Origin of the sequence: Novosphingobium sp. (genome assembly GCF_032093395.1) — a bacterium.
Taxonomy (GTDB): domain Bacteria; phylum Pseudomonadota; class Alphaproteobacteria; order Sphingomonadales; family Sphingomonadaceae; genus Novosphingobium.
Genome location: NZ_DAMDBA010000003.1, coordinates 83,253 through 96,232, shown reverse-complemented (window position 1 = coordinate 96,232; position 12,980 = coordinate 83,253). Strand labels below are relative to the sequence as shown.

The following is a 12,980-nucleotide window of genomic DNA, read 5'->3' as shown; positions in this document are numbered from 1 at the left end:
TGATCAGCGCGCGCCGGCTTCCTGTAGCTTGGGCTCGAGTTCCTTCCAGCCCATCGAGCCGACGACCGTGCCGTTGATGATGAAGGTGGGCGTGCCGTTGATGTTGAGCTCGCTCGTCGCCTTCTGCGTCTGGTCGGCGAAAGCCTTGGCCTTGGCGGTGTCGGCAAGGCAGGCCTTTGCCTGATCGCGCGAGATCCCGCGCGAGGCGAAGAACTCGGTCATGCCGCCGACTTCGGCGATCGCCACCATCTGCTGATCGCGCGGCAGTTCCTGGATCTGCTTCATCCGGGCTTCGCCGGCCGACTGGAGGTTCTGGAACATGTTCGGTTGCCAGGCCCAGAACTGCTCGCTGAGCGGCAGCACCGCCTCGGTCGCGCCGCAAGTGGCGAGCAGCGAGGCCGGGATGTCGAAGGCGTTGAGCATGAAGTAGCGCAGTTCGTAGCTCACGCGGCCGCTGGCGACATAGTCGTCGCGCAGCTTTTCGAAGCTCTCATGCGCGAATTCGGCGCAGTGCGAGCAGGACAGGGCGCCATATTCGATGAGCTTGATCGGCGCGTCGGGATTGCCGATGCGATAGCCGCCCTCGGGCGTCTTGACCACGGTGTCCGCCCAGGACTTGCCGGCCGGCGGCGCGACCTTGGGCAGGGCCTGTTCCGACTTGGGCGCTTCGGTCGATCCGGCTTCCTTGCCGCACGAGGCGAGGCCGAGCGCGAGCGGCACGGCGACCATTCCGAGGGCGATAGCGCGCAGGCGGGTGCGCAGGGCGGTCTTGCGGATCATGTCGACGAATCCTTGTAAGAGGCGGGGAAACTAGCGGAACGGGCGCTTGGATGACAGCGCTGCAGGACGGAAGAAGGGGCGCTTTCCCACAGGAATGCGGGATGTAAGCTCGTTTGAAAATCCGCCGCAGGCGGATTTTGGCGGCACCGGCCCCGTTGGGGGCGTGGGCCGGTGCCGCATCAAAAATGACCGTTAAGGGCATTTTTCAAAAAGAGTCTCAGATCGCGCCCTTGTGCTTGGCGGCCATCTGCGCGGTGATTTCCTTGGAGAGACCGGCCCAGTCGTGCGCGTCGAGCAGCTTGCCGTTGAGGACGAAGCTGGGGGTGGAATCGACGCCGAACTGGGTGACCGCAGCCTGCTGCTTCTTGATCGTGTCGAACACCGCGGTGTTGGCGAAGCAGGCGTCGGCCTGGGTGCGGCTCATGCCCCAGGCGGCGACGCGGGTGTAGAAGTCCAGATCGGTGGCGATGGCCTTCATGCGTTCGGGCAGGGCGCCCTGATACCAGCGCTTCTGCTGTTCTTCGCTCATCTTTTCCAGCTTGCCCATCCAGGCGTCCTGGCTGGCGAGGAAGGCATTGTGGCGCTGGAAGAACCGCTTGGGATCGCCGCAAGTGGTGAGCATCGAGATCGTCAGGTCGATCGGGTTGCGCAGCAGGGTGGTGACGGTCACGCCGATCTGGCCCTTGGGCACCAGCGTGAGGCGCAGCACCGGATCGGCCTCGCGGTTGAAGTGCGCGCAGTGCGGGCAGGTGTAGCTGACGAATTCGCGAAGCTGCATCTCGGCCTTGGGGTTGCCGTACATATGGCTGCCGTCTGCGGTGACGACGATCTGGTTCGCCCAGTTCGATGCCGGGTTGGCGGCGGGAGCCAAAGGCTTGTGGACCGGCTTGGCGGCAGCGACGCTCAGCAGGGCGATGGCGGCGAGTGCGGCGAGACGCGAGATGGACTTCATCACTGCTTTTCCTGGTTTTCCTGGTTGCCGAGGCTTCGGGCCAGCGATTCGAGCACCGCGCGAAGTTCGGGGTCGCCGATGTCGCGCAGCGATTCGCCCAGTTCGAAGGGTACGGGCTTGAGCGAGGGCGGAGCCGCCTTGGGGCGCGTGGCAGGCGGCGCCTTAACCTCGCCTTGCCGGATTTTCACCTTGGCGACGGCCTTGTAGCCGAAGAAGCGGTTCACCCGCTCCATGATCTCGGGCACGACATGCTGGATCATCGGCGCATGGGCAGCCAGCACCACCAACTGAAGAATGCCGTCGCACTTCTCTCCGGGCGGGAAGCGGATCGATTCGGGCGCACAGACGCGGGCATGGCGCAGGCCGACGATCTCCGGCCAGCGCGTCACCACGCTCGATTGCACGAATCCGAAGCGGCGGAACGCCGTGCGGCCCACTTCGGGCATGAGGTCGGAAATCTGGCGCGCCTGGCCGCCGCGCGGACGCTCGAAGCGCTTGGGGGCGTCGGCAGCCTTGGCGCTGCTCTTGCCCCGAGCCGAGCCTGCGCCCGCACCCGTGCTCTTGCCCGCGCGCTTGGGGGGCGTGCCCGTCTTTTCCGTTCCTTTGCTCGGATGCCGTTCCATTGTGGGCGCTCCAATGCCATAGGGCGCTGATGGATGCCAGCCGCGATACGATCCCATCCAAGGTTCCGGGCAAGGTTCTCGACTGGTACGATGCCCATGCCCGCACGCTGCCGTGGCGGGCACCGCCGGGCGCGGCACCTCCCGATCCTTACCGCGTCTGGCTTTCCGAGGTCATGCTCCAGCAGACCACCGTGGCCGCGGTGAAGGACTACTTCGCGAAGTTCACGAATCGCTGGCCCACCGTAACCGATCTGGCCGCCGCGCCCGATGAGGAGGTCATGGCGGCCTGGGCGGGGCTCGGCTACTATGCCCGTGCCCGCAACCTGCTCGCCTGCGCCCGCGAAGTGGCGGCGCGGGGCGGCATTTTCCCCGACACCGAAGAAGGCCTCCGCGCGCTGCCGGGGTTGGGGGCCTATACCGCCGCCGCCGTCGCCGCGATCGCCTTCGGCCGCCGCGCCGTGGTGGTAGACGCCAATGTCGAGCGCGTGGTGACGCGCCTGTTCGCGCTGGACGACCCGTTGCCCGGCGCGCGCCCGGCGATTCGCGCGCTCACCGATACGATCACCCCCGAACGCCGTGCCGGAGACTTCGCGCAGGCCCTGATGGACATGGGTGCAACCGTCTGCACCACTCGCGTGCCCCGCTGCCTGCTTTGCCCGATCGCGGCCGAGTGTCGGGCGCGGGCCATGGGTGAGACAGAACGCTTCCCGGTGAAGGCGCCGAAGAAAGCCAAGCCCACGCGTCAGGGCCGCGCCTTCTGGATCGAGCGCGACGACCGGGTCTGGCTGGTGCGACGGGCCGACAAGGGGATGCTCGGCGGGATGCGGGCGCTGCCCGACGACGGCTGGTCCGCGCGCAGCGACGGCCACGGGGAGCCACCGATCGCGGGCCGCTGGGAAAGTGCCGGGCGTGTCGGCCACGTCTTCACGCATTTCGCGCTGGAATTGGGGCTTTCCGTTCATCTCGGCGACTCGCGCGGTGATCCTCCGGGTGAGGGCGAGTGGTGGCCGCTCGACCGGCTGGACGAGGCCGGCCTCCCCACGCTCTTCGTCAAGGTGGCGAGACTTGCACTGGCGGAACCAGCGTGAGGTCGTCGTTCGACGAGACGGCGCGCGCCCGGCTGGAAGCGGTGCTCGACCGCCGCTTGGTGCTGCGCATGGCCGCTGCCGCCGGAATCGGCGCGGCGCTCATGCCGCGCCTGGCCTGGGCTGCGGCGCAAGGGGAAAGTCTCCCCCGCGTGCGGGCGCTGGTAGAGCGCTGGACGGGGACCGCCGACAAGCCCGGCGTCTTCCCCGGCCTCGTCGCCTCGCTCGGGCTGCCGGGGCGCGAGGCGGAATTCGTCGCGCGCGGCACCCAAGGCTTTACCGACGGCACGCCGGTTTCGGCGGACAGCCTGTTCCGCATCTACTCGATGACCAAGCCGGTCACCGGGATCATGGCGATGCAATTGGTGACGGAGGGTCGCCTCGGGCTCGACCAGCCGGTGCGCGACGTGCTGCCGAAGTTCGCGGCGATGCAAGTACAGGATCGCTACGACGGCTCGCTTTCCGCGCTTCATCCGGCGCCTCACGCCATCACCATGCGGCACTTGCTTACTCATACGTCGGGGCTCGGCTATTCGATCGTGCAGACCGGTGCGATCCGCGAAGTGATGCAGGCCAAGGGGCTTGCCGCCGGACAGGTCAGCCGTCTCAAGGTGCCGGGCCTTACCGATGGCGTAGCCGCGCCCAGCCTCGCGGTGTTCGCGGACCGGCTTGCGGAAGTGCCGCTGGTCTATGATCCGGCGACGCACTGGAGCTATTCGCTCGGCCTGGACCTGATGGGCCGGGTCATCGAGGTCGTCACCGGCCGTCCTTTCGACGTCTACCTGCAAGAAGCGCTGTTCGAACCGGCGGGGATGACGAGTACTTTCTTCCAGGTTCCCGCGAGCCAGGGCTATCGCCTGACCACCAATTATGCCGCGCTGGGCGAAGTGCTGGTGCCGATCGACGAGCCGGGCAATTCGGTCTTCCTCGATAGGCCGGCGTTCGCCTTCGGTGGCTCCGGCCTCGTCAGCAGCCCGCGCGACTACGACCGCTTCCTGCGCCTGCTGGCCCAGCGCGGCACTCTGGACGGTCGCCGCGTGCTGGCGGAAAGCGCGGTCGTCACCGGTACCGGCGACCTGCTGCCGCCGGGTGTGAAGCTTGCCGCCATGCTGCCTGCGGGCAGCGGGTTCGGCGCGGGCGGACGCGTGGGGAAGGGCGCGGAGGCGGGAATCTTCGGCTGGTCCGGCGCGGCGGGAACGGTGGGCATGGTCGACATGGTCCGCGGCCTGCGCTCGCAACTTTTCGCGCAGTTCATGCCGCCGAACGCCTTCGACCTGATCCCTCAATTCCAGACCGCGCTGAAGGCCGATGTCATGGCCCTGCTGGAGACGCAGACTTGAGTACCACCGCCCCGAGTATCACCGCCCCGAGTATCGCCGCCTTGCCGAAGCTGCTTCCAATTGCCTTTTCCGGATCGCACCTCGACCGCGCCGACCATATCCGCAACGATCCGGCGGCCTTGCTCGCCCTGCAAAGCAGCGAGGCGCGGCTGCTGCGGCTGGACGGGTTGGACGCCGTGCTGAAGGATGACGGCGCACTCGTCTGGGGAACGCTTGCCGAGGCCGAGCCGGGCAGCGAGATGATCTTCCTCGGCCTCGACGGCACGGTGCCCTGTTTCGCGGAAGTGCCGCCTGTGACGCCGCCTGGCGGTCCTCATGCCTCTCCGGTCAACTGGCACGCCATGGCCGTGCTCGATCCCGGCGAGCTGGCGGCCTATGGCGGCGCGCGCTCGCTGGTGAGCTGGCATTCGCGCCACCGGTACTGCGCGGTCTGCGGCCATCCCACCGTCCTTGCCAAGGGCGGCTGGCAGCGGACCTGCACCAATATCGACTGCGGCGCCGATCATTTTCCGCGCGTCGATCCGGTGACGATCATGCTCGTCGAGCACGAGGGCCGCGCCCTGTTGGGCCGCCAGCCGCGTTTTCCGGAGGGGCGCTATTCGACGCTGGCCGGTTTCGTGGAGCCGGGCGAGTCGGTGGAAGAGGCGGTCGCCCGCGAGATCCACGAGGAAGCGGGGCTGAGGGTGCGCGACGTGACTTACGTGGCAAGCCAGCCCTGGCCGTTCCCGTCCTCGCTGATGATCGGCTGTCACGCCATTGCGGACGACGATGCCATCACCATCGACGAAACCGAGCTTGAGGACGTGCGCTGGTTCACCCGCGACGAAGTGGTGGAGGCGCTGGAAGCCATCGATCGGGGCGAAAACGGCAAGGCTTTCGGCGCGCCGCCCGCTCATGCCATCGCCCATGTGCTGATGCGCTGGTGGGTCGACCGGGGGTAATTTCCACGTCGTCCCGGACTTGATCCGGGACCGCTGTCAATGAACAGCCCACCTCGAAGCAGGGCGCCTTGGCGCTACCTTGCGCCTAAAGAACTGCCAGCGGTCCCGGATCAAGTCCGGGACGACGCGAACTTCAGACCAGCCCCAGTTTCGCCAGTTCCCGCGCCATGGCGGGCGGCATCGCGTCGCCCGCCGTCTCGCCTTCGCCTAGGTCGCGCGGGGCGTCCTTCTCCGCGAGGTAGCGCCAGCCCTGATGGGCCCGCTTGGGCTGGGTGACGACCGGGATCAGCGTGGGCGCGAGCCGGATGTGCCAGCGCCCGTCCTCGCGCTGCTCGAAGCCCAGGATCGGCGAGCGGCCGATCAGCGCATGCTCGTAGATCCAGTATAGCGAGCCGCCGACCATCTCCTCCTGCCGCTTGGGCAGGTAGCGGGTGGTCAGGCGGGCCTCGCCGATGTCTCCATGGCTTTCCAGCCAGGCGCGCAGATCCGCCGGGCTTTCGGCGGAAAAGGCGATCTTGGTCATGTGCAGCGGCATGGCGACTAGATAGGTATCGGTGGTTTAACCCACCAGACCGGATACCGTCGCCAGGCCGAGGAATACCAGGAAGCCCATCGAATCCGTCGTCATCGTCACGAAGATGGACGAGGCGATGGCCGGGTCCGCCTTGAAGCGCTCCAGAGTCAGCGGCACGAAGACGCCGGCCATGCCCGCGATCAGGATGTTGGTCATCATGGCCATGGCGATGACCAAGCCCAGTATCACGTTGCCGAATATCAGGCTGACGACGATACCGATGACGACCGCCACCGTGCACCCGTTGAGCAGGGCGATCGACATCTCGCGCCGCACCGCGCGCCAGGCGTTGGAGGCGGTAAGCTGGTTGGTGGCAAGGGCGCGAACCGTCACCGCCAGCGTCTGGGTGCCGGCATTGCCGCCCAGGCCCGCGACGATCGGCATGAGCGTGGCCAGCGCCACCATCTTCGAGATCGTGTCCTCGAACATCGCGATCACCGAGGAAGCGAGCGTAGCGGTAAGCAGGTTGGCGATCAGCCAGCGAACGCGCGCGGAATAGGCGTCGCGGATCGGCTCGTTGATGTCGCCGTCACCTGCACCGGACAGCAGCAGGGTATCCTCACCCGCTTCTTCCTGAATGATGTGGACGATATCGTCGACGGTGATCTGGCCGATCAGCCGCCCGGCATCGTCGACCACGGCGGCGGAGATCAGCGCATATTTCTGGAAGCGCAGCGCGACTTCCTCCTGATCCATGTCGGCCGGGATCAGCGTCTGGTCGCGGGCCATCACGTCGTAGAGCGGGATATTGCGCGGCGTGCGCAGGATCCACGAGAGCGCGCAGGTGCCGATCGGGCGGTGCATGGGATCGACGATGAACACTTCCCAGAACTCGGTGGGCAGCTCGCGGTGCTCGCGCAGGAAGTCGATGAGATCGCCCACGGTCATCGATTCGTGGACGGCCACGAAATCGCGGCTCATCAGGCGGCCAGCGGATTCCTCGGGGTAGGACAGCGCCGTTTCGATCGCGGCGCGGTCTTCTGGCTCCATTTCGGCCAGGACGGCCTGCTGGTCTTCCTCGTCGAGGTCTTCCAGCATGGCGACGGCATCGTCGGTGTCGAGCTGCTCGGCGATCTCGGCGACGACTTCGGCGGGCAGCGCCTCCATCAGCGCCTCGCGCACCCAGTCGTTCATCTCGGCGATGACTTCCACGCCCATGAGGTCGCGGATGGCGCGGGCAAGGCCGAGGCGTTCGTTCTCGTCCATCAGCTCGAACAAGTCGGCGATGTCGGCGGGGTGGAGCGGTTCGACCAGGTCGTAGACGCGCTCGAAGTCCTCCTCGTCCAGCGCGTCCTTCACGCTGCGGACGAATTCGGCCTTGAGGCGGTTGTCGTCGTCGAGGGATTCGGACTCGGGCACATCGAGACGCGCGGGGTCTTCCGCCTGTTCCGCCGGGTCGTGCTTGAGGTCCGTTTCGCTCATCCCGGCGGGTCTACGCAGCTATTTCGCGATTGCAACAGCGTGGCAAAAATTCGCCTGACGTTTATCTCGGACGTCCCGGCGTGACATTGCCGCGCCAGTGCCTATATCGGGCGCCGATGCCCCACCGGCGCCGATCCGCGCCGGCAGAAGGAGACTGCAATGGCTGACGAATACCTGACGCTCACGCTCGACACCGGCAACGGCGAAGGCGGCGACGTGAAGATCAAGCTGCGTTCGGACCTGGCCCCCGGCCACGTGGAGCGTATCAAGGAACTGACCGGCGAAGGCTTCTACGACGGCATCAAGTTCCACCGCGTGATCCCCGGCTTCATGGCGCAGGGCGGCTGCCCCAACGGCACCGGCATGGGCGGTTCGGACAAGCCAGACCTCCAGGCCGAATTCAATGCCGAGCCGCACGTGCGCGGCGTTTGCTCGATGGCCCGCACCAGCTATCCGCACTCGGCCAACAGCCAGTTCTTCATCTGCTTCGACGACGCCCGCTTCCTGGACAACCAGTACACCGTCTGGGGCCAGGTGGTCGAAGGCATGGAACTCGTGGACGCGCTGCCCAAGGGCGAGCCGCCGCGCGAGCCCGGCAAGATCGTGAAGGCGACCATCTCGGAAGGCTGATCCTTTCCGAGTGCCTGAAATGAGAAAAGGGCGGCTCCGCGAAGGGTCGCCCTTTTTCGTTTCGCTTTCCCGTCGTCCCGGACTTGATCCGGGACCGCTGGCCGAGCCGAACCTAGCTCGCAGGGAGGCGCCTCAAGTATTGCCAGCGGTCCCGGATCAAGTCCGGGACGACGATGGGGATTGCACTACTCTGCCTTGGCTTTCTCTTCCTTCTCAAGCTGGGCCTCGGAAACGCCGAGCAGCTTGGCGAGGCGGGCCTTTTCGCTCTTGGAAAGATCGGCATAGGCGCGCGGCGCGGGAAGGGTGGCGCTGGCGGCTTTCACTTTCTCGGCGATAGCGGGCATCTGTTCCATCAGCTTGGGCACGAAGCCCTGCATCTTCGCCATGACTTCCGGCGCCATCATGACCAGATAGGAATCGGCGGCATAGGCTTTCCCGGTCGGCGTCGCGAAGAATGCATTCAATTCGCCCAGCTGCGCGGTGGTGTAGCGGCCGGCGTAGGCCTGCGTCAGCCCCTCGCGGATGTCGGGTTCCACCTGGGTCATCAGCGGAATCATCTCGTTCATCATCGTGCGCGTGGAGATCTGCATGCGCTGCTTGAAGGCCGGATCGTAGATCTGCATGATCTCTTCCATCGAGGCCTCGCCCAGCTTTTCAGTGTTCACGCCGCTGAGGCCGGCAAGCTGCTTGAGCGGCAGTTTCATTGTGGAATCCATGATGGAGTCCATCATCTTGTCGAGGGTGCCGTTCATCAGCCGGGCGTAAGTGCCGAGCGGAAATACATAATCCACCGTCTGGCGTGCCGCTGCGATCCGTGCGGGATCGGTGACAGGTGCTGCCGAGGCCGGAGCGGCCGGAACAGGTTCGGCGGCAAGGCTCGGCGTAGCCGAGACGATAGCGGCCGCAGTGGCGGCGAGAAAAACGAAACGCATGACGGGGCCCCTGAACAGTCGGAAAACTCGCGGGACCATACCCGCGAAGTATCTGTCAGGGGAATGAAATCGCCCGTCATGAGCCAAACACGCCGTCGCTCCTTCGCAAGGGGACGGCGCTTGGAAGGCTTTTAGAGCCCTGCTTGCAGCAGCCACTCGTGGAAGATGCGCACGGGGCGCGATTCCAAGGCCTTGGGCTTGCAGACGAACCAGTAGCGGTAGGGGCTTTCGACATCGATGTCGAACAGCCGCGCCAGTCGGTTGTCGTGGCTGCGACGGAAGTGGTCGTCGTGCATGATCGCGATGCCCAGGCCCTGGGCGGCAGCTTCCAGAACGAGCTGGCCGGAGTCGAAGCGGTCGACCGAGGCCGGTTCCAGCTTTTCCAGCCCGATCGCGCTCTTCCAGGCATCGAGGCTCTGCGGCAGATCCTGGTGGATCAGGAACGTCTGCTTGGAGAGAATCGCCTCGTCGGGGACGGTGCCGATCTCCCTTGCCATCTCCTGCGAGGTGATGGCGTAGACCTTGTTGTGGTCGAGCTGGATGCGATAGTAGGCCGGATCCGGTTCGGGCGAGAGGATGATCGCCGCGTCCAGCGTGTCGCCCACGCGGTCTTCCAGATGGGCGCCGGTGTCGATGTCGATATGCAGGCGCGGATGGAGCTTGCGCAGTTCCGGCAGGCGCGGGAACAGACGCTGGCCGCCGAACAGCGAGGGCACGCCCAAGTGAAGGCGCAGCACCTGTCCGCGATCGATCTGCGATTCCACCGCTTCGGCCAGCTCTTCCAGCTTGGGGCCGACGACGTTGTAGAAGGCCTGGCCTTCGTCGGTCAGCTTCATCGACTGGTGCTGGCGGGTAAACAGGCGCTTGCCGGTGAAGTCTTCCAGCGCGGCGACGCGGCGCGACAGCGCGGAAGGCGAGAGGGCCAGCTCGTTGGCGGCGGCCTTGGCCGAACCGAGGCGGACGACGCGAACGAAGGCTTCAAGCGCGCGCAGGGGGGGGAGTCGGCGTACTGGCAATGTCTCGTCTTTTCACTCGGGGTCCGGCGCCGCCGGCAGGCGGCGCCATGGGTTAATCGGTCTCTTCGGCCATTTCCGTGACCGGAGGATGGAGACGAAGCCGCGTGACGCGGCGCTCGTCGCCGTCGGTGACTTCGATGCGCCAGCCGCTGTCATGGTCAAGGACGGTGCCGACCGCGGGAACCTGCCCGGCCAGCACGAAGGCGAGGCCGCCCAAGGTGTCCACCGCTTCCTCGACTTCGGCGAGGCGCGGGTCGATCCGTTCTGCCACATCATCAAGCTCGACGCGGGCGTCGGCGTCCCAGATACCGTTCTCTTGCGAAATTAGCAACTCTTCGGGGGCGTCGTCGTGCTCGTCCTCGATGTTACCCACGATTTCCTCGACGAGATCCTCGATCGTGATGATCCCGTCGGTGCCGCTGTACTCGTCGATCACCACGGCCAGATGGGTGCGCTGGGCGCGCATGTCGGCCAGCACGTCGAGCGCGCCGCGAGACTGGGGCACGTAGAGCGGCTGGCGCAGCAGGCTCGACCAGTCCTCGGGCGGCTGCTCGCCGCGCGCCAGGATCGGGAAGACGTCCTTGATGTGGATCATGCCCTTGATGGCGTCCAGCGAATCGCCGTGGACCGGCATGCGGCTGTGGCCGTGCTCGGCAAAGGCCTCGACCACTTCGGCCCAGCTGGCCGAGGCGGGGATCGCCACGATTTCGCTGCGGGGCACGGCGATATCGTCCGCATCGTGCTCGCTGAAGTGAAGCAGGTTGCGTAGCATCTGCCGCTCGATCGGGGAAAGGTCGCCCCGCGCGCGGGCCTCGTCCTCGCCGTCGCCTTCATGTTCGTTGATGACGCCTTCGATCTGCGCGCGAAGCGACTGATCGCCGTCGTTCTGGAAAAGCCTCCGAAATACACGCCAGAGCGTGCCGGTACTGTCCCCGTCTCCCGAGCCGGACTCGGTGTGGCGGCCATTGTCGGCCATCGTCCTGTGTTACCCCTGTAAGGTTAAGTTCTGTCGCCATATGGGTCGGCAATGCCGATGAGGGCAAGAGCCTTTGTTTCAAGGGCCTCCATCGCCTCGGCATCGTCGTCCGAAATCTCATGGTCCAGTCCGGCGAGGTGGAGCAGGCCGTGGACGATCAGGTGGCTGGCGTGATGCGCCACCGGCACGCCCTTTTCCTGGGCCTCGCGCGCGCAGGTCTCGAAAGCGAGGGCGAGATCGCCCAGCATCTCGGGCGGCCCGTCCGGCGCTAAATCCAGCAGGTCCGCGCGTTCCAGCATGGGGAAGGACAGCACATTGGTGGGCTTGTCCTTGGCCCGCCATTCGCGGTTGAGGACGTGGACTTCCTCGTCCGAAGTGAACAGCAGACTGGCCAGAAGGCGCGGGTTGTCGAGTTCCGGGGCTACCTGCACCAAGGCTTCGAGCGCGGCTTCGGCAAGGTCGGCCCAGTCCGTGGCGACCCCGTCCACGGAGGCGGGCCAGGGTGCTTCGATATCGATTTCGAGATCCATCCCCGGCCCCTTGGCGCAAAACGTCCCGAGAAGCTACGTCAGCCTTGCGCCTGATCCGCCTTTGGTGCCGAAGGATCGACGTAAGGCCCTTCGTAAGCCTCGACGATCCGGCCGACGATCGGGTGGCGTACCACATCCTGCACGGTGAAGCGCGTCACGTCGATGCCGTCCACGCCTTCCAGTCGGCTCACCGCGTCGGCAAGGCCGCTCATGCGGTCGCCGCCGGGGATGTCGACCTGTCGGGGGTCGCCGCAGACGACCATGCGGCTGTTCTGGCCGAAGCGGGTGAGGAACATCTTCATCTGCTCGCGCGTGGTGTTCTGCGCTTCGTCGAGGATGACGAAGGCATCGGCCAGCGTGCGGCCGCGCATGAAGGCGATCGGCGCGATCTCGATCTCGCCGCTGGCGAGGCGGCGTTCCACCTGCTCGGGCGGCATGCAGTCGTAGAGCGCGTCGTAGAGCGGGCGCAGGTAGGGATCGACCTTGTCCTTCATGTCGCCGGGCAGGAAGCCCAGCTTTTCGCCCGCTTCCACGGCAGGGCGCGAGAGGATCAGGCGCTGGACCGATCCGGTCATGAGCTGGCTGACCGCCTGCGCGACCGCGAGGTAGGTCTTGCCGGTGCCTGCGGGGCCGAGCGCGAAGATCACGTCCGAACGGGCGAGCGCGCGCATATATTCGATCTGGGTGGCCGAACGCGGCACGATCGTCTTGCGGCGCGTGCGAATCATGATCGGCGGGGCGCCGGTATCGCCGGAGATGATCCCCTCCAGCGTCGGTTCGGCCGACATGGCGATCAGCGATTCGACCGCGCCCGCATCGAGGGCCTGGCCCTGCTCCAGCCGGTGATACATGCCCTTGAGCGTGTCCCGCGCGCGGGCGACGGCGTCTTCGGGGCCTTCGATCTGGATCTTGTTGCCGCGCGCGGCAATGTAGACGCCGAGCCTGTTTTCGACCTGTACGAGGTTTGAATCGAACTGGCCGAACAGGGCCCCCAGCAAAGTCTGTTCGTCGAACTCGACTTCGACACGTGCCCGGCGGTGTGCTTCGGGCCTGAACTGCGCCGTTTCACCGGCACGTGCTGCTTTGCGGGCCATGTGCTCCTTTCAGATGAGCATGCTTTCGTTCTGTCTCGAAGATGGCTCCGCGCATCGCGTCCTGCAAGCGGCATCTACGCGAAAA

The 12,980-nt window shown here is 66.2% G+C and carries 14 protein-coding genes; 4 read left to right on the top strand and 10 right to left on the bottom strand.

Features of this window, described 5'->3' with window-relative positions:
* Nucleotides 1-3: 3 nt before the first annotated feature.
* The 3 genes from RT424_RS01845 to RT424_RS01835 form a co-directional block, all read right to left on the bottom strand.
* A complete protein-coding gene (locus tag RT424_RS01845; protein WP_313434082.1) occupies nt 4-780 on the bottom strand; it encodes a thioredoxin domain-containing protein in 777 nt (258 codons plus the stop codon).
* A 217-nt stretch (nt 781-997) separates the two neighbouring features.
* The gene (locus RT424_RS01840; RefSeq protein WP_313434081.1) at nt 998-1,732 is read right to left on the bottom strand and encodes a thioredoxin domain-containing protein; all 735 of its coding nucleotides are present in this window, start codon (nt 1,730-1,732) and stop codon (nt 998-1,000) included.
* Nucleotides 1,732-2,355, bottom strand: a complete 624-nt coding sequence (locus tag RT424_RS01835) for a DciA family protein (RefSeq protein WP_313434079.1) — start codon at nt 2,353-2,355, stop codon at nt 1,732-1,734. Before RT424_RS01835 ends, RT424_RS01840 begins: the two co-directional genes overlap by 1 nt.
* 29 nt (nt 2,356-2,384) lie before the next feature.
* Between RT424_RS01835 and mutY the strand changes: the two genes are divergently transcribed.
* The 3 genes from mutY to nudC all read left to right on the top strand — a co-directional run bounded on the left by mutY (nt 2,385) and on the right by nudC (nt 5,721).
* Nucleotides 2,385-3,443, top strand: a complete 1,059-nt coding sequence (gene mutY / locus RT424_RS01830) for an A/G-specific adenine glycosylase (RefSeq protein ID WP_313434077.1) — start codon at nt 2,385-2,387, stop codon at nt 3,441-3,443.
* Nucleotides 3,444-3,511: 68 nt separating this feature from the next.
* Nucleotides 3,512-4,780 (top strand): serine hydrolase domain-containing protein, encoded by a 1,269-nt coding sequence (locus RT424_RS01825; RefSeq protein WP_409521425.1) that lies wholly within the window; start codon nt 3,512-3,514, stop codon nt 4,778-4,780.
* A complete protein-coding gene (gene nudC, locus RT424_RS01820; RefSeq protein ID WP_409521419.1) occupies nt 4,777-5,721 on the top strand; it encodes an NAD(+) diphosphatase in 945 nt (314 codons plus the stop codon). The genes RT424_RS01825 and nudC overlap by 4 nt, the downstream gene beginning before the upstream one ends.
* A 133-nt stretch (nt 5,722-5,854) precedes the next feature.
* On the opposite strand, the gene RT424_RS01815 is transcribed toward nudC, so the two are convergent.
* A complete protein-coding gene (locus tag RT424_RS01815) occupies nt 5,855-6,256 on the bottom strand; it encodes a DUF1489 domain-containing protein (RefSeq protein WP_313434073.1) in 402 nt (133 codons plus the stop codon).
* 24 nt (nt 6,257-6,280) lie between these two features.
* Nucleotides 6,281-7,717 (bottom strand): magnesium transporter, encoded by a 1,437-nt coding sequence (gene mgtE / locus RT424_RS01810; protein WP_313434071.1) that lies wholly within the window; start codon nt 7,715-7,717, stop codon nt 6,281-6,283.
* Nucleotides 7,718-7,876: 159 nt separating this feature from the next.
* On the opposite strand from mgtE, the gene RT424_RS01805 reads away from it, so the two are divergent.
* The gene (locus tag RT424_RS01805) at nt 7,877-8,347 is read left to right on the top strand and encodes a peptidylprolyl isomerase (protein ID WP_133084816.1); all 471 of its coding nucleotides are present in this window, start codon (nt 7,877-7,879) and stop codon (nt 8,345-8,347) included.
* Between the two features lie 185 nt (nt 8,348-8,532).
* On the opposite strand, the gene RT424_RS01800 is transcribed toward RT424_RS01805, so the two are convergent.
* The 5 genes from RT424_RS01800 to RT424_RS01780 all read right to left on the bottom strand — a co-directional run bounded on the left by RT424_RS01800 (nt 8,533) and on the right by RT424_RS01780 (nt 12,895).
* A complete protein-coding gene (locus RT424_RS01800) occupies nt 8,533-9,279 on the bottom strand; it encodes a DUF2059 domain-containing protein (protein ID WP_313434069.1) in 747 nt (248 codons plus the stop codon).
* A 131-nt stretch (nt 9,280-9,410) separates the two neighbouring features.
* The gene (locus tag RT424_RS01795; RefSeq protein ID WP_021233926.1) at nt 9,411-10,295 is read right to left on the bottom strand and encodes a LysR substrate-binding domain-containing protein; all 885 of its coding nucleotides are present in this window, start codon (nt 10,293-10,295) and stop codon (nt 9,411-9,413) included.
* Between the two features lie 52 nt (nt 10,296-10,347).
* Nucleotides 10,348-11,271, bottom strand: coding sequence for a hemolysin family protein (locus RT424_RS01790; protein WP_313434066.1), 924 nt, complete (start codon nt 11,269-11,271; stop codon nt 10,348-10,350).
* A 23-nt stretch (nt 11,272-11,294) separates the two neighbouring features.
* On the bottom strand, nt 11,295-11,801 hold the full coding sequence (gene ybeY, locus RT424_RS01785; protein ID WP_313434065.1) for an rRNA maturation RNase YbeY: 507 nt from the start codon (nt 11,799-11,801) through the stop codon (nt 11,295-11,297).
* A 38-nt stretch (nt 11,802-11,839) separates the two neighbouring features.
* Nucleotides 11,840-12,895, bottom strand: coding sequence for a PhoH family protein (locus tag RT424_RS01780; protein WP_086493038.1), 1,056 nt, complete (start codon nt 12,893-12,895; stop codon nt 11,840-11,842).
* Nucleotides 12,896-12,980 lie beyond the last annotated feature (85 nt).

What these genes read in the sequence shown, in the direction of transcription:
- RT424_RS01805 (WP_133084816.1), top strand. Translation starts at nt 7,877, where the DNA reads ATGGCTGACGAATACCTGACGCTCACGCTCGACACCGGCAACGGCGAA.
- RT424_RS01790 (WP_313434066.1), bottom strand. Translation starts at nt 11,271, where the DNA reads ATGGCCGACAATGGCCGCCACACCGAGTCCGGCTCGGGAGACGGGGAC.
- RT424_RS01800 (WP_313434069.1), bottom strand. Translation starts at nt 9,279, where the DNA reads ATGCGTTTCGTTTTTCTCGCCGCCACTGCGGCCGCTATCGTCTCGGCT.
- RT424_RS01845 (WP_313434082.1), bottom strand. Translation starts at nt 780, where the DNA reads ATGATCCGCAAGACCGCCCTGCGCACCCGCCTGCGCGCTATCGCCCTC.
- RT424_RS01835 (WP_313434079.1), bottom strand. Translation starts at nt 2,355, where the DNA reads ATGGAACGGCATCCGAGCAAAGGAACGGAAAAGACGGGCACGCCCCCC.
- mutY (WP_313434077.1), top strand. Translation starts at nt 2,385, where the DNA reads ATGGATGCCAGCCGCGATACGATCCCATCCAAGGTTCCGGGCAAGGTT.
- RT424_RS01840 (WP_313434081.1), bottom strand. Translation starts at nt 1,732, where the DNA reads ATGAAGTCCATCTCGCGTCTCGCCGCACTCGCCGCCATCGCCCTGCTG.
- mgtE (WP_313434071.1), bottom strand. Translation starts at nt 7,717, where the DNA reads ATGAGCGAAACGGACCTCAAGCACGACCCGGCGGAACAGGCGGAAGAC.
- RT424_RS01815 (WP_313434073.1), bottom strand. Translation starts at nt 6,256, where the DNA reads ATGCCGCTGCACATGACCAAGATCGCCTTTTCCGCCGAAAGCCCGGCG.
- RT424_RS01780 (WP_086493038.1), bottom strand. Translation starts at nt 12,895, where the DNA reads ATGGCCCGCAAAGCAGCACGTGCCGGTGAAACGGCGCAGTTCAGGCCC.
- ybeY (WP_313434065.1), bottom strand. Translation starts at nt 11,801, where the DNA reads ATGGATCTCGAAATCGATATCGAAGCACCCTGGCCCGCCTCCGTGGAC.
- RT424_RS01825 (WP_409521425.1), top strand. Translation starts at nt 3,512, where the DNA reads ATGGCCGCTGCCGCCGGAATCGGCGCGGCGCTCATGCCGCGCCTGGCC.